General features: G+C 70.8%; 2 protein-coding genes and 1 pseudogene. All 3 read right to left on the minus strand.

Annotation, left to right across the window (positions count from 1 at the left end; all coding sequences use genetic code 11):
- A pseudogene (locus tag QZ607_RS10705) lies at positions 1–709 on the minus strand (hypothetical protein); the annotation flags it as partial.
- A 295-nt stretch (positions 710–1,004) separates the two neighbouring features.
- Positions 1,005–1,358: a hypothetical protein gene (locus QZ607_RS10710; protein WP_295882584.1), complete on the minus strand. Its 354-nt coding sequence runs from the start codon at positions 1,356–1,358 to the stop codon at positions 1,005–1,007.
- A gap of 317 nt (positions 1,359–1,675) precedes the next feature.
- A complete protein-coding gene (locus tag QZ607_RS10715; protein WP_295882586.1) occupies positions 1,676–23,329 on the minus strand; it encodes a calcium-binding protein in 21,654 nt (7,217 codons plus the stop codon).
- Positions 23,330–23,417 lie beyond the last annotated feature (88 nt).

Below are 23,417 nucleotides of genomic sequence, written 5' to 3' on the forward strand. Positions count from 1 at the left end.
CGCCCACCGTGGTGTTGCCCGTGATGCCGGCGTTGCCGCCCACGGTCGCATCGCCGCTGGTGGTCAGGGTGTCGGTGCCGACATCGCCGGTGTTGGTGATGCCGGCGGTGGTGGTGGCACCGCTCACACCCAGGGTGCCGCCCACCGTGGTGTTGCCCGTGATGCCGGCGTTGCCGCCCACGGTCGCATCGCCGCTGGTGGTCAGGGTGTCGGTGGCGACATCGCCGGTGTTGGTGATGCCGGCGGTGGTCGTTGCGCCGGTGACACCGAGCGTGCCGCCCACTGTCGTGTTGCCACCGATGGTGGCATTGCCGGGCAGGTTCAGGCTGCCCAGGCTCATCTGGGCGACACCGTCCGTCACGGTCTGACCCGCAATCACCTGTCCCTGCACGGTATTGGTTGCGATGACGTTGCCACCCGCCTGGATACTGCCGGTCGCATTGACGTTGGTGCCAACCTGAAGACCCCCGGTAGCGATGATGTTGCCTGTGGATTGCAGCAGACCGCCCTGGACGACTCCGCTGGTGGCGATGGGATTGGCTCCGGTGTTGATGATGACATTGTCACCGTTGACGACCTCGCCCCCGAGACCGGAGCCGCCGCTGATGGAGCCGCTCACCTGGGCGAGTGCCGGTCCGCTGCCCAAGGCCATGAGGATGGCCGTGGCAATGGCGGAGCGTTTGCATGTCGAGTATGGCCGTTGCGTCATTGGAGCTCTCCGTTCATGGTCAAAGGGTCGCCCGGGCCGGCATGCTTGCCGACCCCAGGGCAGAGGAATACGCCCCTGCGAAGCAGGAGCGGTGCTTGCTGGGCGCCGTGCTGGGCGCCGTTGCACTCGGGCTGGCGGACACGGCGGGCACGGCGGGCGCAGTGGGAAGGAAGTGGCGTATTGACAGGATGCCGCGCAGGGCGGGTGGTCAGGGCGCCGGGCGGCGGTGGTCGCATGATCCCGCGCCAATGCCAGGTGCTGCCGGCGGTGCGAGGTGCCAAAGCGCCTGCGCCGGTCAATTCTCGGTCTCGCCTGTCTTCTGCTGTGCGCCAGCGTCCTTGCGAGCGGGCACCGCGCGCTCCAGCAGATACAGCGGCGACGGGCCGCGATTACCCATGGCGATGGCGTGATTCCCGCCAACGACCTCGATGAGCCGCCAGCCCTCGGCGTAGAGCTCCGGCAGCGTCGGCCGGAGGCTCGCGTTGTCGATCTCGCAGCGCAGCCTGGTGGCCGTGGTGGCCGTCCCGAAGTAGGTGGGATTGCCCTCCATCTGGGCGACCACGCAGGCGAGTATCTGATGATTCTGTTGCGCGGATAGGCAGCCCGCGATGAGCAATCCAGTAATGGCGATGGCGAATCGGTGATACATCCTGGGTTTCGGGACCATTGTGAATAGGTCAGCGTCGTTGCTCGGAACCCACGCCCGCGCGCTCATACAGGGGCGGAGGTCGCGCTGGGGCGGGCCGGCGGACTGAGCCCGGGTCTTGCCTGGGCATAATGCGCCAGACGGAAATAGGTGAATAACCCTACTGACTGGCGGCAGACCTGGATGGCGAGATAGGTTGTTCCCCATCATCTGATCAGTCAATCCCTCCCATCGATTGATCGTGTCACTCGCCCGCGTGCCCGCCCCCACTACGGCGGCTCACCCGACCTGCCCCGCAGTCAGACTCACCGCAGCAGCGGCTACAGGCCGACGGGGGTCCAATTGATGGGCTCGATGGGCGCCAGCGGCGTGACGGGGGCCGGCGGGTCGATGAGCCAGTCCGCAGGCGGTGGCGGTGCGGCCGGTGTGAAGCTGCCGGCGGCGCCGTCGAAGAGCAGCGTCGGCGCCGACGGGGCGGGCGGCGCCGCCGGCGTCGCGATATAGCCCAGGCCGCCGGCGGCGCCCGCACTCAGGCTGGTGGTGCCGAGCGTACCCGTCGTGCCCGGCGCCGACAGGGTCATGAGCGGCAGCGGAGGCACCGGTACCGACGGTAATGGCGTCATGGGCAGCGGCGGCAGGGGCAGCAGCGGCCCGCCGGTGGGGCCCGAGGGCGGCACTGGCGGCAGCGTCCCGGGGGTGGGCAGCACCGGCGGCGTCGGCGGAATCGGCGGCAGGCCGGTGCCGGGTCCGCCGGTGGGCGGCAGCGGGAAGAGGGCGAGGCTGGGCGTGCCGAGGCTGAGCCTGCCAGGGAAGGCCGCGCTGGTCTGATCGTCCAGGGTGGCCGTGTCCGCCTCGATGACCTCGATGCCCTGATGGCCGATGCCGGCGGCGGGGCCGGCGCCGGTGATCTCGGTGTCCGTGACCCTGATGTCGCCGACGGCGTTGTTGAAGAGCATCAGCCGGTCCTGGTCGGCGCCGCCGTCCACGTCGATGCGGGCGGTGAGCGCTGCCATGCCGGCGGCATCGCCGAGCTGGATGCTGTCGTCGCCGGCGCCGGTATCGAGGTGCACGGGGGCGGCGGCGGCGCGCACCTGGACCTGGTCGGCGCCGGCACCACTGGCGATGCTGGCGGCGGCGCTGGTGCCGCTCACCGTGATGTCGTCGGCGCCGGTGCCGAAGTGCAGCGTCAGCGCCGCTATACCGGCGTAGTCCAGGGTGGCGGTGCCGACGCCGGCGAGGCTTGCGGTGTCGACGATGAAGCCGATGCCGCGGGTCATGGCGCTGTTGTCCACGGTGAGCTGGTCGTCACCGGCGCCGCCGTCCACGGTGATGCTGCCGCTGACCTGCTCGGCATCGCGGCCGGCGCCGACGGGCCGGCCGAAGACGAAGGCGTCGTCATCCGCGTCACCGAAGAGGCGCAGGGCACCACTCGCAGCGTGGACCTCAAGCCTGTCGCTGCCGGCACCGGCGCGCACTTCAGTGTCGCCACCGGCGCGCGTCAGCACCACCTGGTCGGCGCCGCCGCCGGCGTCGATGTCGAGCGTGCTGTCGGTGCCGACCGCGCTGATGGTGTCGGCCTCCTCGCCGGCGCGGATGTCCACGCTGCTGCCCTGGGCCCTGAGGTTGAGCGCATCGCTGCCGGCGGCGCCGGTGAGTGTGGCGATGGCGTTGGTCACGACGATGTCGAAGCGGTCGTCATCCGCCTCGCCGTCGAGGTCCAGACGCGCTGCGATGGCATCGCCGGTGAGGGTGTCTGCGCCATTGCCGAGCCGGGCGTTGAGGACGCCGTTGCGCTGCTCGATGTCCAGGCTGTCCGCGCCGTCGCCGCCGAGCACGTCCGTGGTGCCGGACTGACCCTCCAGCGCGAAATCGTCGTCACCGTCGCCGCCGTCCAGCGTCGCAGTGGCGCTGGTGAGCGCGAGCGCCACGTGATCGGCGTCGGCGCCCGCGCTCAGGGTGAGCTGGCCGGCGGCCACAGTCCCCTCGATGTGGTCGGCACCGCTGCCCGTGTCGAGGCTGGTGCTGCCCCCCTGGAGCTCCACGCGCACCCAGTCGTCGCCGCTGCCGGTGGCCACCGTGCTGGTCTGGCCCAGGGTCTTGAGCCAGAGCCGGTCGGCGCCGGCGGCGGTGTCGATGATGGTGGTCCCGCCGGTGCGCACCACGTTGATGTCATCGCTGCCGGCACCGCCGGTGATGTGGGTCTCGCCGCCGTGGGTGCCGCCCACCGTCAGCTCGCCGCCGGCGTCGCCGAGGTTCAGGTCGAGCCGCCCGAGCTGGCTGTAGTAGATGCCGTGGTCGAACCAGGTGTCGGCCTCATCGTCGCCCATACCAAGGCCGCGCAGGGCACTGCCGCTCAGCTTGCCGGCCCGCGGGCCGGGGTCCATCTCGCCGGTCTCATCGAGCACCAGCCGGTCGCGGGCATCGAAGCCGCCATCGATCCAGACCTCGCCCTTGATGGCATCCAGCACGCCGCCGCTGTTGGCGTCGGGCGCAGCATTGCTGCCGATGTGGATCAGGTCGGCGCCGAGGTGGGTGTAGAGGCGTATGCGGCTGCCGTCGGCGAGGCTGCGCAGCACGATGGTGTCGGCGTCGTTGTGGCCGTGGACTTCGATCTCCGGGGCGAGGACATCGCCGACGAGCTCGATGACGGCGCCACTGCCCGGGTCCGCGTTGGCCGGGCCGAACAGGTAGGCGTAGCCGATGCCGGCCTCGGTGCCCTGGTAGTCGGCATGGATGCGCACGCGGCTCGCGGCCTGCACGGTAGCGCCGTCCTCCAGGATGAAGTCATCGCCCGCCAGCAGCTGCACCTCGCCGGCGGTGGATTCGATCCGCAGCGGATTGCCCAGCAGGTCCTGGCCGCGCACGCGCAGGTGGTCGGCGTCGTCGGCGGGGTTTGCCGGGGTCGAGGTGCCGTCGGCGTCGTTGTCCGCGGCATCGTCCATGGCGATGATCCGGATGTCGTCCACCGCAAGGACGCTGTTTTCGACGGTGACAGGGCTGCTGGCGACGAAGCGCACCTCGCCGCCGGCCTGGATACCGTCGTCCCCGCCGGTGACGCCGCCGACGGTGACGGCGCCGGCGTTGTAGACATAGGCCGAGCCGTTGACGGCGCGGCCCTCGGCGAAGCCGATGCTGGTCATGAGCGGCTTGGCGTCGGTGCCGACGTCCTGGGCGGCAAAGAAGTAGACCCGGCCGCCGGTGACATTGCTGCCGCCGTCGTCACGGGCGTTGACAATGCTGCCCACGGGGGCGGCGATGAAGGCCTGGCCGGCGGTGCCGACGCTGTGCACGCCGAGGTCGCCCGTGGTCTCAATGAGGTAGGCGAAGCCTAAGCTCTCTGCGCGCAGCACGCCGCCGCCGCTGAAGGCGGTGTCGAGGTCAAGGTCGTTGCCGGAGACGCCGATGTTGCCGAAGGCGCCGCCGGTGCCGGCGGTGAGGCTGATGTCGTTGCCGATGACATCGGCGCGCGGCAGCGGGTCGGTGCCGTCGGGGCTGCCGGGGGGCGTGTAACCCGTGGTGCCGCCACCGGCGGCATCCGCCGCGTCGAAGATGGACAGGTCCGCGCTCAGGCTCACATCGCCGCCGCTCGACTGCACCCGGCGAACGTTCATGTCGCCGGCGGTCTCGGCCAGCACGATATCGCCGGTGGCGGTGGCCGTGAGGGTGCCGTTGCGGCCGACGTCGATCTCCAGCGGGTTGTCGGCGCCGCCGATGGGGCCGCTCCGGGCCGTGAGCACGAGGTCCAGGCCGGTGGCGATGTTGGCGTAGATGTTGCCCAGCGCATCGACGATGCCGCCGGCGGCGGTGAGCTCGGCGCGCCCGTTCTGGGCGAAGACCGTCTCGATGCGCATGTCGCCGGTGACTTCCTCGACACGCACGTCGCCGTCGGCGCGGGCGGTGAGGGTGCCGGTGCCGAGCAGATCGATGCGGAAGTCGCCGCTGCCGTCGGCGTGGCCGATGTTGCCGCGGCCGGACTCGATGATGAGCCCGGTGCCGGTGACGGCGGGGCCGCTCGGCGCGGCGTCCAAGACATCCTGCTGGCCCTTGATGCGGATGTCATCGACGGCGGTGACGTGGCCGATGCGCATCACTTCCTCGGAGCCGAGGTAAGCCTGGCCGCCGGCATCCGCGTTGATGAGCCCGCTCGCGTCCACATCGAAGTCTTCGCGCTGCTCGATGACGATGCCCGTCACCGACACGCCCGCGGGGAGGCCCCCCAGCGGGTCAAGCACCACGGGGGCGAGCTCGATGTCGCGGAAGAGCTCCGTGGTCAGGGTCACCGGCGAGCCGTCGGCGAACGTGTCGGCCAGCGTCAGCGTGGCGCCGTCGATGGCTGCGACGCTGTAGATGTTGCCGGTGTCGCGGCTGTCGTTGGCGCTGTTGCCCCAGAGCTCCACCGGGCCGCCGAGGCGGAAGCGGTCGCTGTCCCAGGTGCCGCCGTCGATGCGGATCAGGTCGTGGCCGGCAATGATGACCCGCGCCGACTGCGGCGTATCGGACAGGAAGGTCACGTCCTCGCGCTCCGCCGCCGCCAGGGCGACGCGCTGCTCGTCACTGAGCGACGCGGTCAGGTCGATGACGATGCGGTTGCCGGTGCGCCCAATGTGCTCGTCGGCCGTGAGGGTGATGTCGGCACCGGTGGCGTTTGGGTCCTCGATCTCGGTGGTGGTGTCGGCAATGGGCTCCAGGACGCCGGCGCCCATGGCGTAGAAGATCTGCTCTTCGGTCCAGACCTCGATGCCGGCGCTGAGCTCGGCCCGTTCGTCCGGGCTCAGCACTACCTCGAAGTCGGGCTCGTAGATCTCGGCGTGGGTGAGCCAGGTGTTGGGGTTGCCGGCGGCGTCGGTGAGCTGGCCGTACTGGGTGTGCAGGGCCTGATACTCCACCTGCCGGCGCGCCTCCAGCGTGGCGATGGCGTCATCCACATGGGCATCCAGCTCGGCGCCGGTCTTGCCCTCGGCGGCGCCCTGCTCGCGGTAGAAGTCGCGGTAGGCATCCTCTTCGGCGGCGCTCAAGCCCGGGTTGAAGCCCGGGTCGTACACCGACGTGAGATACACCAGCTGCTGGCCCGTGCTGAGCCCATGCCCGGCACCGAGCCGGATGCGGTCGGCGGCGCTGTCCACGTCGGCGATGGGGTCGAAGCTGTGGCTCTGCTTGCTGCTCAGGTCATAGAGCTGGTGCAGGTGCCCAAGAGCGCCGGCGCTGTCGATGTCGATGGCACGGCCGGCGGCGGCGTCCGTGGGGCTCGCGGCGAGCTGCACGCCGTCGGCGCCGTCCAGGATCACGTAGTAGCCGGCGCCGTCCTCCAGGGTGGTGGTGCTGCGGACCCTGAGCGCCTGGTCGCCGGCGCCGCCACGGCTGTAGCGCACGATGTCGCCGGTGCTGAGCCCGAGGGCGGCAGCGTCCAGGTCGATGCGGTCGGTGGTGCCGTCCACATCGGCGGGTGCGAACAGGGCGAGCCGGTCGAGGCGGTGCAGTCTGGTGTCGGCGGCGGCGCTCAGGTCCACCGGGTCGGTGCCGGCGGCATCGCGGCTCAGCCGGAAGCGGTCGGGGTCGCCGGCCAGCACCTGGACGTAGTAGGTGACGCCTTCGTCGAGGCCGATGTCCGCGCTGCCGCCATCGCGGCTGTAGGTCACCGCATCGCCGTCGGCGAAGACCCGCCCGGGGATGCCGATGCTGTCGTCGGCGCTGCCCACCTGGGCGTCCGTGTCGAGCTGGAAGCTCGCAACGCTGATGCCGTGGGCAGTGCCGGTGGCAGCGGCGGGCAGCAGGTCCAGCGCGTTGCCGGCGAGCGCATCCGCACCGCTGGCGGCAAGGCCGATGCCGCCGGCATCGGCGATGACGAAGTACTCGCGACCGGCCTCCAGCGGGGCGGTCTCGGCGGTCGCAAGCGGCGCCGCGGGCTGGCGCTGACGGTACTCCCAATAGGTCTGGTATTCCTGCTCGCGCAGCTGGGTCCAGCTCTCCAGGGTGTCATTGATGCGGTCCGTGGCGCCGGTGCCGGCGGTGAGGCGCATGTCGGTCCAGAGCCCGTTCAGCAGCTCGTTGTAGCTGCGCTCGTCGCGCACGGCGCTGTCGTTGGCGTCCACCAGGCTGCCGGCGGGCACGTCGAGCCAGACATCGCCGCCGCTGGCGATGGCGGATTCCAGCCGCAGGTCGCCGACCACCTCGCGCAGGAAGATGTCGCCGGCGGCGGTGACATTGACGCGCTCGTCGATGGACGGCCCGATGGGCACGTTGGCGTTGTTGGAGTCCAGCAGCAGCGGGCGCGCGGTGCTGGTGCCGATGCCGCCGGCTCCGGCGTCGAGGGTCACCGAGCCGCCCTCCACCCGGCCCGCGAGCCAGGCACCGTTGGCGGCGCGGCCGGCCGTGATGGCACCGTCCGGCACGTCCAGCGTGACGTCGCCGCCGGCCGCGGCCTGCACCAAACCGACGCCGAGATCCCCGGTGGCCTCGCGAATGTCGACGCTGCCATTGTCGGTGCGGGCGTCCAGGCCATGGAAGCCCGTGTTGGCGAGCTCCGTGCGCACATCGATGCCGGTGGCGGCGTCCAGATCCAGGTGGCGTCCGCCGACGATGGCGGCCTCGGCGCGGGAACGGATCGCACCGGCGGAGTCGATGCGGGTGGTGCCGGAGGTGTTGCGGATGGGAGCGTCCAGCAGCACGTCGGCGCCGGCACGGGTGGAGGTGATGGAGACATCGGCCGCGGTGCCACCGAGAAAGCTGACCTTGATGTCCCGGTCCGCACGCACCGAGTGGGAGGCCATGGTGCCCTCGGTGGTCTTCTGCTGGATCGTCTTGGTGTAGGTCTTCCTGCCGTACCAGGTGGTATCCACCTTGTCCTCGATGACCTCGATGGGGCCGGTATACGAAGACACTGTCTGCCGATCGAAGGCATACGCGGAGGTGTCGCCCGTATCGCGGAAGTAATACGGGCCCTCGTCGGTCAGCACCGGCGGCCCCGCCGGCTCCACCCGGTCCCATTCCACATCGTCCGGGTCGGGCACCAGGAAGTCGATGTCGAGCCAGGTGTCGGTGACCTCGGTTTTGTACCGGGTGGTGTCCTGCTCCTGGTAGACATTGAAGCCCCAGCGCCAGCCGTTCTGCGTGTCGTAGACGGAGCTGGCGCCGACGCTCTGCGGCGGGCCATTGCCGACGGTGCGCTGCACCGTACCGTCATCCTGGTATCGGTAGATGGTCGCCGGCAGGCCGTCGGCGCCGCCCTGGGCCTTGTCCTTGATGATCAGCGTGCCCTCGCCGCGGCTGGACGCATCCAGCGCTTGGTCGACGACCAGATCGAACGCCGTGTGATTGGTGATGTCGATCTCACCATAGCCGCCGAGCAGGCGGATCTCGCCGGGGCTGCTGCTCAGGATGTGCCCGGTGAGGTCGATGTAGCCGCCGGAGACACGGATCTCCCGCACCTCGATCTGATTGGTGGCGGCGTTGAACCTGACCACCACATCGTCGTTGGAGACGCCTGGCAGGTCGTAGGTGCCGTGGGGCAGCAACGGCAGCCAGAAGGGGATGTCGTCCGGGTCGATGGTGATGTCGTAGCCATCGTCACCGCTCTCGATGATGCCGTTGATGTTGATGTAATTGGCATCGACGATGATGCGGTCGGCGCTGATGCCGACCACGTCGGACGGCGTATTCAACAGATTTGCCACGGCGCCGGGCACATAGCTGGTCATCAGCCCCCCGGTGCCGAGCCGCGACTTTAGGAAGCCGTAGATCTCCCGGCCCGCGATGTTGCGCTCCGTCTGGCCGCCGAGCACGACGGTCCCGCCCGAGAGCAGCTGGAGGTTGCCGCCCGCGCGTATCTCCGCTTCGGCCCCCAGGTCGCCCTGGGTGACGATGCTGACATCGCCCAGGATGTTGATGACCGGGCCTTCGATGAGGATGTCCGGATCGGGATACTCGGCGCTGGGGTTAGCCGGGTCGTAGTAGGGGCTTGAGCTGTCGAAGGCGCGCCGGTCGAAGGTGTTCTCGATGCGCAGGTCGGGCAGGGAGGCGCTGCCCGGGGCGGGCACGGCCGCGAAGTCCGCGCTCGCCGGCACCACGTCAGGGTCGTCACCGATGCGGTTGTTGAGGTCGGCGTTGGCGTCGTTGCTGGCGGCGACATCCTGGTTGTCCGCCATCAGGAAGCCGTTGAGCCAGAGCCCCGCGTTGGAATCCGGGATCTCGACGCCCTGGACAATCAGATCGGACGGCGTGTGGTTGATGACCTCGACACTCGCATCGCGTGGCGAGTCGAACAAGCCTGTGCCGCCGAGCTGGCCGCTGCGCACGTCGATGCGCCCGGTCTTGGCGGTGATGGGGTCCACCGTCACCGCCAGTGCGTCCGTGGTCACCGGAATCCAGTAGCCCGGATTGTTCACCGGGTCCGGGTATTCGATGAGGCCCTCGGCCTCCAGCAGGGCGCGCAGGCGCTCCACCTCACTTTCGTAGAAATCCACCAGGTTCTGATTATTGTTGACGCCCTGCACGTCATAGGTGGCGAGCTGCTCCTGGGCGTACAGCAGCTCGTCCACCAGGTCCGCGGCCTTGGGCACGAAGGCGACGCTGTAGTCGATGCCGTTGCTCTTGGCGCTCAGCGCGTGGGCATCGCCGCTGGCCTGGCTCGGATCCAGGGCAAGGTAGGCACCGGACAGCGCCGCATCCCGCGTCTGCGCAAGCCGCAGGCTGTCCGCATCCAGCCGGACGGCGAAATACGCCTGGCCGTCCACCAGCCCGCCGACGGGCAGACCGCCGCCGCTGTTGTACTGCACCAGGTCGCCGGTCTGGAAGCCGTGCGCGGCGCCGACGTGGACGGCGTCGCCGGAGACGGTGCCCGGGGCTCCCGGGTCGATGGTGAAGCTGCGGTGGCCAACGCGCTGCGCTTCTGGCGTGGCGGTGTCGCTCGGCAGTGCGTACTGATCGAGGATGATCGCCTGGTGGCGGTTGAGACCGGTGCGCACGGTGCCGTCCATGGCCACGCTGCCCTTGGCCTCCGCAGAGCCGTTGCCGCCCACCAGCTCCTCCGCCGTCTCGCCGTTGATGGCATCACCCAGCGCCGAGACCCAGCTCACGGACTTGGCGCGGGTGACGAGATCGATGGCGCCGAATTCGAAGTCCGCATGCAGCAGGGCATCGCCACCGGTCTCCAGCAAAGCGCCGCCGGCGATGTCGATCAGGTTGGTGGCGAGGATGCGGGCCGTGGAGTCCACCAGCTCGATGGGGATGGCGCTGCCGGCGAAGGTGTCGGTCTCGGCCTTGACGGCGTACTCGTCACGGTTGCGCTCGCCGTCCGAGCCCGCGGCGAGCACCAGGTCGCCGGCGGCGCGCAGGTGTGCGCCGGCATGCACGTCCACGCGGTTCTCGGGGGTGATGCGGCTGATGGTCTCGGCGACGCCGACGGTGCCGGCGCCGTAGGTGTTCTGGTTGACCTTGCTGGACAGCTCGGCCTCGCCCCCGGTAAGCGCCAGGATGCGACCGTCGCTGCGCAGCTCGGCATCGGCGCCGATGTCCACCTCAGCGCGCGCTGTGTGGACCCGGATGAAGGACTCGGAGCCGGCCCCGGCCAGGGCGCCACCGGTCTCCAGGTGCACGCGGTCCTCGACGATGGTGTCGTTGCGCGCCCGGAGCAGGATGTCGCCGGCGCTCTCGCCGCTGCGCTTGAAGGCGTCGAGCTCGGTGCCGGCGCCGATCAGGACCTCGGTGGCCAGGGAAATGTCCGTCTCGCTGCCGGCACCGGCGCCCGCAGCGGCGCCGCCGGTGGTGCCGTAGATGGTGGCGGAGCCGTCGTTGAAGGCTTCCTTGCGCAGGATGTTGTCCGCGCTGAGGGCGGCATCGCGGGTGCGGATGTCCTGTCCGGCGCCGACGGCAGCACGCACGGTGGAGCTCACGCCGCTGCGGTTCTCCGCGCCGGTGCCGCTCAGCACACCGCCCCCCGTGGTGCGGGTGCGGGTATGGAAGGTGGCGGTGTTGGTGGCCGCGATGGTCAGGGTGCCGTCACCCGCGCCGGTGAGGTCGATGCCGCGGTTGGCGGCGCCGGCGCCGATGCCGGCGGTGGTGATGCTGTCGTTGCGGGTACTGGCACCGGCACCGGCACCGGCGACGACACCGCCGCTGCCGGCAACGGTGTCCGCGAAGTTGTCCTGGGCGCCCGCGGCGGTGAGGCTGAGCGAAGCGGCGGTGAGATCGACGCCGTCGCCGAGTCGCGCCGTGGTCAGGGTATTGGAGCGCGCCGCGGACATGGCGACGCCCATGGCGATGCCGCCACCGGCGGCGCTGTTGGCCTCGGCGGCCTGTCTGCCCTGGTTGTCGGCGCTGACCGCCACGGCACCGCCCACGGTGAGGGATGCACCATCGCCGATCACCGCGATAACGCTGCTGTCGTTATCGATGGTGGCATTGGTGGAATCGACGCCCACCAGGGCGCCGGCGACGCCTTCGGATTTGACCCAGGCGCTGTGACCGCTGGTGGGCAGGTCGATCTGTGCCGACAGGGACAGGCTGCCGGCGCTGAGGGTCACAGCGCCGGCTGTGCTGTCCTCCGGGTCCCCCAGGGTGGCCGCCACCACGGGGGCGATCTCGATGTCGGTCACCGACACGCCCACGGCCAAGCCGCCGGCGGCGACACCCCAGACGTTGGCCGTGAGCCTGGGCGTCATGCCGGCGCTCAGGGTGACGGCGCCGGTGGCGGTGACAGCCGAGTCGGCATCGATATAGGCGTAGACCTTCGGGTCCGCGCTCGCGGTGGCGGGGTTCACGGCGCCGGCACCGATGCCGGCGGCGACGGTCCAGATGTCCACATCCAGGGTTACGTCGCTGTCCGCGGACAGATTAACGGCACCGACGCTGTTGCCGGTACCCTGGCCCACCTGGGTGTGGGTGCCCAGGTAGGCAAGGGTGGAGCCGCCCACCGCCGCGTGACCCAGCGACACGCCGGCGGCGAGCGCACCCGCCGCGACGCCCTTGGCGTAGACCTGGTAGCTGCGGTCCCCGGTGGCGGTAACATCGAGCACCCCTGCCCTGCGGATGGCCGTGCCGTCCATGTCCTGGGTGGCGCCCTCGACGAAGGCCGCCTGCGTCGCCGTGTCGGTGATCATGACGACCTGCGCACCAAGGCCCAGGGTGCCGCCCGCACTGCCGCCATAGGCCTCCGCCTTGACATCGGTGGCGTCGAACTGCGCGTCGATGTCGATGCGCGAGGGCGCCGTCAGCACCGACTTGCGACCGACGCTCGCCGCGACGACGCTGCCGATGCTGACGACGGTCACGGAGCCGCCGACGCTGGCGATGGCGCCGACGGCGCCCTGGCCGGTGGTGGCCTCCAGCAGCAGGTCCTCGATGGCCTGCACCAGGATGGAGCCGCTGCCGTCGGCGCCGGCGGTGACGCTCGCCTCCCGGCCGATGGACGCGCTGGTGCCGGTGGTGCTGGTGTCTTTACCGATGCGCAGGGCGTCCACCCCGGCGCGGCTGTCGCTCGCCGACTGCCGGGCACGTTGCGCGACCACATCGTCCGGGTCGTCGCTCAGGCCGTTGACACCCCCGAAGGTATCGTCCAGCACGTCGTTGGCGGGCGCCGCCTCACCGCTCGCATCGTCGTCGGTGATGCCGGTGCCGATGCTCACCACCGAGATGGAACCGGCGATGCCGACGCTGCCGGCACCGCCGCCGCCTGCGATCACCAGTGAGTCCACGTCACGCGTCGCCTCCGCCGTGACGTCCACGTCGTCGGCCGCGGTGACGCTGGTGCCGTCGCCGATGGCGGCGCCGACGGTGTTCTTGATGATGATCACATCCACCGCGGCACCGGCGGCGATGCCGCCCGCGGTTATGCTGCCGGCGATGTCGTCCGCATAGGTGGTGCCGATGGCGCTGACCAGCACCGCGCCGCCGGCGGTGAGCGTGGAATCCCGCCCGGCGGCGTCGCGGCCGATGAAGGCCTCGGTGAGGGAGCCGGTGGTGAGGACGGTGACGGCGCCGGCAAGCGCGGCGCCCCCCACCGACGCGGTGCCGGCGAAGAGGTCGAAGTCCTCGACGGCGCGGGCGCTCACCGAGATGCTGCCGGTGGCATTGACGCTGCTGCCCACCACGTACGCGCGGGTGCTGCCGCCGAAGATGCCCACCGCGACGGCACCGCCGGCCCCCACCACACCGACGGCGCCGGCGCCGACGCCGTACTCGGCACGCACACGCGAGTCCGCGGCGATGTCCACGCGGCCCGTCGCGAGCACCTGGCCCCGGTCCAGATAGGCGTGGGTGCTGCTGCTGCTGTCCACCGCGGATGCGGCACCGGCGATGCCGGCGTAAAGGCCGCCGCCGACGCCGACGGAGGCGGTCAGCACATCTTCACGGGACAGCGCCGAGACCTCCAGGCCGTCCCCGGCGTAGACCCGGTCGGTGTCGCCGTCGTCGCTGATGTAGGCCTTGGTCTCGCTGTGCAGCGTGTTGGTGTCCACCGCCGCACCCGCACCGGCGATGCCGAGGCCGACACCCAGGGCGCCACCGGTGCTGTCGATCTCAGCGGCATGGTGGGCGCGCACCTTGACGGCGCCGCCGCGGTCACTGCTGCTGTTCACTTGGCTGTCGTGGATGTACGCGAGCGTGCTGTCGTCGATGGTGTTGAACACCAGGTTGAGACCGATGCCCACCTGGCCGGCGACGCCGCCGGCGACGGCAATGACGTCCAGGTCCTCGGTGGCGGTGGCGATGACCGCGAGGCCGCGCATGGCCTCGGTGGATTCGGTGCCGGCGTTGTCCGGCGCCCAGCGCTTCACGTCCATGGCGCCGCCGTCACCGCGGGCGATGACCCGGGCATCGCCGGTGATGTAGGCTCGCGTGTCGTTGCGCAGCTCGTTGACGACGACGCTGCCGCCCGCACCGAAGGTGCCGGAGCCGGAGAAGGTGCCGACGTAGGACTGGACGCGATCGTCCGACTCCGCCAGCAGGAGCAGATTGTCGTCGGTGGTGACCCGCGCCGAATGGATGAGCGCGTTGACGTCGTTCTCGACGATGGTCGCCGCGGACGACCCTGCCAGCGCGGCCGTACCGCTGCCGGCGATGCCGGCGGCGATGGTGAAGACCTCCGGCGCCGAATGGGCCTCGATGCGGATGTCTCCGGCGTTGCCGGTGGCCACCCGGACCTGCGTCGCCAGGCCCGCGATGGACGCTTCCACCTGATTGGAGATCTCGTTGTAAGCGATGGCGGCACCGGCGGCCAGGGTGCCGGCACCGCTCACCTGCCCGGCGATGGAGTGGATCTCCGAAGTGTCGTCGGCAGTGACGGCGATATCGCCGGTGCTGGTGACCTGGGCGCCCCCGCTCACCGACGCATCGACGCTCTTGCGGATCCAGTTCAGCGAGAAGGCGCCGGCGATGGCACCACTGCCGGCACCACTGCCGGCGACGGACAGGTTGTTGATGGTGGCATCGGATTCCGCGGCCACCGTCACGGCGCCTGCATTGACCGTTGCGGCATCGATGCCGGCGGTGATGCTGTTGCGCGCGCTGGAGGTCGGATCATCCGGATTGCCGCCGACGTAGTTATAGGCAATGGATGCACCCACCGCAGCGTTGCCGGAGCCGGTGCCGGCGCCGGCCAGCGTATTCATGGTGGCGTGGTCGTACGCCTGCACGCTGACGCTGCCGTCGATCGCGCGCACGCTCGCCCCTGGCCCGATGTCGGCGGCGACGCTGTTGCGCAGCCAAGTCAGCGAGATGGACCCCGCCCCGGCGGCGGTCTGGGCACCGGAGCCGGCGGCGGTGAAGGACCAGATCTGGGCATCGAAGTCGATATCGTCCTGGTCCCTGAAGTCGTCGCGATTCTTGATGTCCGTCCAGTCGCTGCGGCTCACCACCTGTGCGAGCACCTGCACATCGCCGGTGTCGGCGGTGACGACGGTGCCGGCACCGCGAATGACGGCGTTGACCGAGCTGCGGATATCGTTGGTGGCGGAGGCGGCGCCGAGGGCCAGGCTCTGGGCACCCGCACCCGCGCCGGCGACGATGACCATCAGCGGCGACGCGGTGGCGCTGAGGTTGACACCGGTGTCGCCGGTGACCGTGGCGCCGTCGGCGATGCGCGCCTCGACGATGTTGCGGATGAAATTGATGGAGATGGAGCCGGCGACGGCGACGCTTTGGGCGCCGGCGCCGCCGAGGGTGACGTTGATGAGCCTGGCCCTGGCCCCGGCGAGCACGCTGACCTGGCCCGACAGGGATTCCACGTCGGCATTGTCGATGTAGGCGAAGACTCTACCCGCGTCTGTCGCCTCGGGGTCCGCCGGCACCTCCCGGGACGGGTCCCCCGGGTCGCCGCCGATGTAGTTGTAGGCGATGGCGGCGCCGATGCCCGCCGTCTGGGCACCGCCGCCGGCCAGCGCAATGCTGTCGATCTCGGCGTCGTCGTTGGCGGCCACGGTGATCTGCCCGTCCGCGATGACCTCCGCACCACCGCGGATGGACGCACGCACGTCGTTGCGCAGCCAGTTGAGCGAGATGGCGGCGCCGCCGGCGAAGGTCTTGGCGCCGGCGCCGGCGATGGTGACGTTGACGATCTGCGCCTGCTCTGTGTCCGGCAGCTCCACGTCCGCGGTGCCGACACCCATCTGCGAGACATCGCGGATCGCGGAGGGCGGCGCGAAGCCCGCGGTGACCTCGATGGCGCCGCCGCTGGAGGTCAGGTCGGCGCCGATGATGTCCGCGTGGACCCTGTTGTCCACCTGGGTGGTGCCCACCGCCGCACCCACGGCGGCGGTTCTGGCGCCCGCGCCGGCACCCGCCACCACCACCATGGTGCTGCTGTCGGCGGCGGCGATGCCGATGCGACCGGCGGCGTCGAGGTCGGCGCCGTTCCCGGCCCGGGCTTCGACGGTGTTCTCGATCTCGTTCACCGCAACGGCGCCGCCGACGGCGATCTTGTCGGCGCCGGCACCGCCGATGACCACGCTCACCAGCACCTGACTCGCGGTGGCGCCGATATCGATGGTCTGATCACCGCCGGTGGCTTCGACCTTGGCGCTGTCGATCGCAGCAGTGGCGCGGTTCTCGATCAGGTTGACGCCGATGCCGGCGCCCACCGCACCCGCGCGCGAGAAGGCGACGCCGCCGGCCACCACGATGCTGGTGGTGCTGTCCGTGGTGGTCACCGCCACCGGGCCGCCCACGCGGATGTCGCTGCCCGCCGCGATGCGGGCCTGCGTCTCGTTGGCCGTACTGTTCACGGCCACGGCGCCGGAGACAGCAAGCTTCTCGGCGCCGGCGCCGCCCAGGGCCACCGCCACCAGCACCGCCTCCTCGCCGGCGCGGGTGGTGAGGCCGCCGGATGTGCGCAACCGGCTGCCCGTGATGTCGCTGTCGACATCGTTTTCGATGAAATTGAGCGCCAGCGCAACGCCGAAGCCCGCAGTCCTGCCCGCGGCGAAACCGCCGGCAAAGGTATAGATGGAGGCGGCATCGTCGGCGCTGACGGTGACATTGCCGGCGGAGGTGTCCAGCGTGGTGCTGTCCAGGATGGACGCCGTGACGGTGTTCTCCACGACATTGACGGCGAGGGTGCCTGCCACCGCAACGCCCTTGCCGCCACCGCCGGTGGCCACGCCCGCGGAGCCCGTCACCGAGACGATGAGCCCATCGCCGGTCGCCGCGACACTGAGCGCCCCGCCATGCTGAAAGCCGGTCACCTGGTCCATGGTGGCCAGTACCTGGTTCGACAGCACGTCCACGGCGATGGCCACACCCACCCCCACCCTGCCGCCGAAGCCGCCGGAGCCCGCGATCTGGATGATGTCGGTGTCGTCCAGCGCCTGGACCGTCACATTGCCGGCCACGTGGCCCGTGGTGCTGCGCAGGGCCGCCTCGGTGACGTTGTCCGCGACATTGACGGACACCGAGCCCGCCACGGCGACGCTCGTCTTGCCGGTGGCGGCGGCGATGCCGGCCGCGAGCGACACCAGGGTGCCGGTGCGCTCTGCGTCGATGGTGAGTGCGTCCGCGGTGATGGAGGACGCGCCGTCGAGGTAGGCCTCGGTGGTGCCGACGGCGGTGTTGATGGCGAAGGCGCCGGAGACGCCGGCCGCCTTGCCGGTGCTGGAGCCGGCGCCGCTCGCAAAGGCCACGGCGCCCGCCAGTGACAGCACGACGCCGGCGTTCTCGGCCTCGATGTCGAGTGCCCCGCCCGTGATGGTGACAGTGCCCGTGTCGAGCAGGTAGGCGCGGCTGTCGTCGTTGACGATGTTGACGCCCACGGCACCGGCGATGCCGATGCCGGTCTGGTTGCTGCTGTTCGCCTGCCCGGCCTGGGCGACGCCGCCGGCGACCTTGCCCTTGCCCTGCATCTCCGTGAGCACGGCGGACATCTTGGTCTGCCAGGCGGCGAGGTCGGCATTGCTCTGCGCCGAGCCGTCGCTGCCGGTGGTGCCGCCGCTGCCCGGCCCCGGATTGCTCGGGGTGGTGCTGGGCTGCCGGCCGCCGCCCTTCGCACCGGCCACCGCGAAGGTGCCGATGAAGCCCGAGTTGCGCGCCCGGATCAGGCTGTCGCCGCCGACAGCCACCGAGCCGCGGGTGCCGATGCTGTCCGCGGCGAAGTGGTTGCCCAGCAGCGCCTCGGTGTTGCGGGTGAGCGCATTGACGGCGACCGAGGCACCGATGCCGATGCCGTCGGACAGCGCCACGCCGCCCACCACCGAGACCAGGTTGGTGCTGTCCGCCGCCGTCACCCGCAGCGACTCGTCGATCTCGTCGGAGATGGCCTCGCTGCCGACGTCGATGGTCGCGCCGTTGTCGATCTGCGCGCGGGTGCTGTTGGTGACCACCGTGACCTGGAAGCTGCCGTTGAAGCCGACAGACCCGCCGCTGCCGCCGGACGCGCCCATGGAGACGCCCACCACCTGGGTGTCCGCGTCCACCAGCAGGCTGTCGGCGGTGAGCGCGACGCCGTCCTGGATCTGCGCCGTCACGTCGTTGTCGTGATAGAAGACTTGCAGCGCGGCGCCCACGGTCTTCTCACCGGTGCCGTCGGTGGACAGGCCGGGGCCGGGCTTCTGGAGTCCACCCTCCGCCTTCCAGGCCTTCTTTTCCGGGGATGTGGAGCCCTGCACGCCGGGCGTCTGGAAATTGCCGCCGAGGCTGATGAGGTGGTCGACGGACTCGGCCGCCACCACCACGGCCTGGCTGGTGGCCGTCCCGTGGGTGCCCTGGAAGGCAGCATCGCGGTTGATGCGCGCACCGTCGCGAATGACCGCGTCGGCGTCCTGGTCCAGCACCAACACGGTCGCGGCGCCGGCGACGGCGAGCTTCTGGCCTTTGGCGGTGGCCTGGCTCCAGGCGTCGATGAGATTGTTGTCGAGGCCGAGGTTGGCGTCGAGGTAGGTGGTGAGCGTGCGGATGTAACCGATGCCGAAGTCCGCAGCGGGGTTGCCGATAGCCTCCCAATCGTCCGTGGTGAAGTCGGTGTCGGCCAGGTCCAGCACCTGGTCGTTGAGATCGCTGCCGCCGCTCTTGCCCTTGTACTCGTACCAGCTGCCCACGTCGCCGCCGGCGGCGTGGTTATCGCCCACCTCCACCTTGTCGCCCACGGAGACCGTCGCCACCCCGTCCGTGGAGGTGTGATCCGGCGCCGTCGGCAGATCCGTGAAGAACGGCGCCACCAGGTTCACGCCCCAGAGGCCGACCGGGTCCACCTGATTCAAGGCCTGGGCCGCGACGCGGATCTCGCCGACGGCGTCCACCGTCGCGTCGCCGCCGATGTACGCATCGGCATCGTTCTTGGTGATGCCCACCACCACCGCCAGCGAGCCGCCGAACCTGGCCACCGCCGGCGTGGTGCTGTTCTGCGCCGTGTCGCTGACCTCGTTGCTCACCGACGCGCCGGCGGTGTAGTCAGGGCGATTCGACGTGCTTGCGCTGACCGTGATGCCGCCCAGGGCCTCGACATCGGCGGTGTGCATGTCGCCGTCGGCATTGCCGTCGCCGATGCGGGCGGTGGCCGCGTTGTTGTCCACCACCACGGTGACGGCGGCACCCGCGTCGAAGGTGTTGCTGGCGGGCTCATCGAGCAGATCGCGGATGAACTGGGGGCCGCGGCTCTGAAGGAAACCGGTCACCTTCGGCGTGATGCGGGAGGTGACGGTGCCGATGGCGGAGGACTTGGCGTCGTCCAGCAGATCGCCCTTGGACGTGGTGCCCACGCCGGCGGCGGAGACGACACCGGTGGCGATGCCGGGGATGACGAACAGGCGGTTGACATCCAGCGCCTGCTTTTCCTGCGTCGCATTGACCAGCAGGTCACCGTCCGCCGTGGCCGTGCCGTCGAGGTAGGCGTTGGTGGCGCCGTTCTCGACGCTCACCGCCAAGGAGATGCCGACCTGGCCGTCCGCGCCGCTGGTGGAGCGGGCCAGGGTGCGGTTGCGGTCGATGGTGTCGCCCTGCACGGTCAGATTGCCGCCCGCCGTGATGCTGGCGGTGTCGGCGACCCGGGCGGTGGTGTCGGAGTTGAGCACGCTCACGGCCACGGCGCCGGCGATGCCGCCGATGCCGGTGGAGTCGGAGACCACATTCACCGAGTGATCGGCGCTGGCGCGCACCGTCACATTGCCGGCGGCATTGATGGTGCCGGCGATGGTGGTCTCGGAGACGGTGTTGACCACCCCCACTGCGACACCGGCGGCGAGGGAGATGGGCGCGACATCCACCGCGCCCTTGGCCGTGCTGTGCGCCACGAAGTCCCGCGCGTGCACCACCACGTCCGCGCCGACATCGACGTGGGCGTCGGACTCGGCAACGCCGACGCCGGCGATGACCGAGAAGCTGTCTACCACGCCGACGATGGTGTCCAGGGCGCCGGCCAGGGCATCAGCAAGGACGAAGTCGCCGAAGTCGCTGGGGGTGAAGAAGTGCTCGGCCCCGGCGGTGGCCTTGATGGTCAGGTCGCGCCCTTCGATGCGGGTGCCGGCGCCGGAGATGCTGACACCCGCATCCGTGAGGTCGACGTTGGCGAAGCCGATGGCCCTGAAGTCATCGGCGGTGTCCTCGGCCAGGATGCGGATGTCGCCGTCATCCGTGGTGGCGCCGGGGTCGAGCCCCAGGGCCGTCAGCACCGCGCCGCCCCGAATGCTGATGTGCCGGGCCTCCAGCGTCAGGTTACCGGCCTGGCCGCCCGGGTCGCCGGTGTCGATCTCGGCGCCGTCCACGGTGATGCGCTCGGCGCGCAGGGTGAAGTGCCTGCCGGGGCGGGACAGGTCGTCCGTGACGGTGAGTGTGCCGTCGCGCTCCACCGTCAGGCTGCCCACATCGCCGTAGTCGATGAAGCCGTCGAAGTCTGCGTCGAGGCTCGCACCGATACCGACGACGATGATCTCGTCCTGGGCCTCGCCGTCCACCTCCACATCGCCGCCGGTGAGGTTGGAGACATCGACGACGAAGGTGTCCGCATCGGCGCCGCCGCGCAGGGTGTCGAGCCCGCCGCCCGACATCAGCGTGACCGGCCCCAGCGTGAAGGCCGACGCGTCGATGGTCTGCGCGGCGGCCCCGCCGGTGAGGATGGCCTGCTCGATGCGGCGCAGGCTGTTGTCGCCCTCGCCGGAGACCGCGAGGCCGGTGTCGGTCAGCGTGAAATCCGCCGTCGCGCGGACTTCCGCCAAGGTATCGGTGCCGCCGCCGCCGTCGATGTCGTCCTCACCCGCGCCGCCGGTGAGCAGGTCGTCCTGGTCGGAGCCGACAAGGGTGTCGTTGCCGCCGCCGCCGTCGAGGGTGACGCCGCCGCCGGTGAAGCCACTGGCATCCAGCCGGTTGGCGCCGAGACCGCCGGTGAGCGCCGCGGCCTCGATGCCGGTTAGGGTGTCCACCTCGGCGCCGATGGTGAGCGCCGTGTCAGTGAGGGTCATGTCGGCGTCGCGCTGGGCCGTCAGCGTATCCGCCGCCAGGTGGCCGCCGCCGTCGATGCTGTCGTTGCCGGCGCCGCCGGTGAGCACGTCGTTGCCATCGCCGCCGCGCAGGGTGTCGTCGCCGCTGCCGCCGCGCAGGGTGTCGTTGCCCGCGCCGCCGTCGAGGATGACAGCACCCGCCGTGAAGGCGCTCGCGTCCAGCAGGTTGCCGCCGGCGCCGCCGGTGAGCTCGGCGCGCTGGATGCGGGCCAGGCTGTCGCTGCGTGCACTGCCGTCGATGACGCCGGCAGTGACGCCGGCGCCCGGGCCGGTGAGGTCGCTGGCACCGATGCCGAGGTCCGGCACGTTCTCGCCGGCGCGGTTGCCGGTGAAGGTGATATCCCAGCCGCCGGTGACGGCGGTGACGGCCACGTCCTCGTCGGTGAGTCCGTCAAGCAGGGAGAGCGCCAACGCCACCCGGTCGGCGCTCGCGTCATGGGCGATGGTGCGCGTGGTCTCGCCACCGAAAGCCAGGGAGAAGCTGCCGCCGGTGACGCTGCCGGTGAGGCGCAGCTGCACCTGCTCGTCGTCACCCTCGCCGGTGTCGAGGCGGCTGTCGGTGAGCACGAATTTGTGATCACCGGCCTCCACCAGGGTGTTGCTGCCGGCGCCGCCGTCGATGACATCGATGCCGGCGCCGCCGGTGAGCCGGTCGTCGCCGCTGCCGCCGATGAGGGTGTCGTCGCCGGCGCCGCCGATGAGCGTGGCTCGGCCGCTGAAGCCGGAAGCGTCCAGCACATTGTCGCCATCGCCGCCGGTGAGCTCGGCGCGCTGGATGGCGGCGAGGCTGTCGGCGGGGTCGGCGCCTCGGGTGAGCGCGGTGTCGTTGAGGGTGAAGTCCGCATCGGCGGTCTCGAACAGGGTGTTGGTGCCGCCGCCGCCGCTGATGCTGTCGGTGCCCACACCGCCGGAGAGGCGGTCGTCACCGGCACCGCCGATGAGGGTGTCGTTGCCGGCGCCGCCGGTGAGCGTCGTCTCCCCGCTGAAGCCTGCGGCATCGAGCACGTTGGCGCCGTCGCCGCCGGTAAGCTCCGCGGCGGTGATGCCGCTGAGGCTGTCGGTGCCCTCCGTGCCGATGGTGAGCGACGTATTGGCGAGGGTCATATCGGCGTCGCGCGCGGCCACCACCACATCGGCACCGCTGCCGCCCACCAGGCTGTCGCTGCCTGCACCCCCCGTGAGGCGGTCGTCGCCGTCGCGGCCCTGGAGGGTGTTGGCCGCGGCATCGCCGATGAGCCGGTCGGCGAAGTCCGAGCCGATGATGTGGCGGAAGCCCGAGATGCCCTCGAAGCCCGTGGCCTCGCCGCGCTCCAGGTCCACCACGACCCCGGTGGCACGACCCGCGAAGCTGAGCGTCTGTGCGCCCCTGCCGGCGGTGAGCCGTTCCATCTCGTCGAAGCTGATGCCGGCGACGCTGCCCCGACCGGTGGTCTCGATGTCCCAGGTGAGCGCGCCGGCGGCCCCCACCAGGGCGTCGTCGTCGCCGGCGCCGGTGAGCCGGTCCACACCGGTGAACTGGACGGGACCCACCTGGCCCGCGTTGGCGCCGGTGAGCTGATAGCTGCGATCGGACGCGGGGCCAGTGAGGCTGTCGGTGCCGAGACCCGCGTTGAAGGCGATGGGAAGGGGCGCGGCGAGGTCGAACAGGCCGTCGCCGAGCAGCAGGCTGTCATCCAGGGCGCTGCCGTTGATGACGATCTCGCTGGTCTCAGCCAGCGGCTTCTCCTCGATGACAGCCGGCGCATCACCGCTGCGATCCAGCAGCTGCAGGGTCTCGACCCCCTCGTCATCTGTGGTGAGGCGCAGCTCCAGGTCCGCCGCGGTCGCCGCGGTGTAGGTCAAGGGGTCGGCGGAGAGGAGCAGCCGGGGCTCCAGCGGCTCCATCAGCACGCAGGGGCGGCCCGCCTGCGAGCGTCGCTCGGCGCCCCGCAGCAGCCGCCTGACCCAGGCACCGACGCCATCGCGCCGCCGCGGCATCATCGCTTGCACTGCGTCGCCAGGGCCTGTTGACGCCGGCGACAACCGGGGTCGGGATGCCTTGATCTGCGCGAAGGGAAAGGACATGGTGACTGACCCTTGAAACCTTTCAGGTGGTTGGCGTGAGCGTGCGCCGCAGCAGCCAGGCCCCGCGGCGCCCGGGGTGGGTCCCGGC

Origin of the sequence: uncultured Thiohalocapsa sp. (genome assembly GCF_913063425.1) — a bacterium.
GTDB lineage: Bacteria > Pseudomonadota > Gammaproteobacteria > Chromatiales > Chromatiaceae > Thiohalocapsa.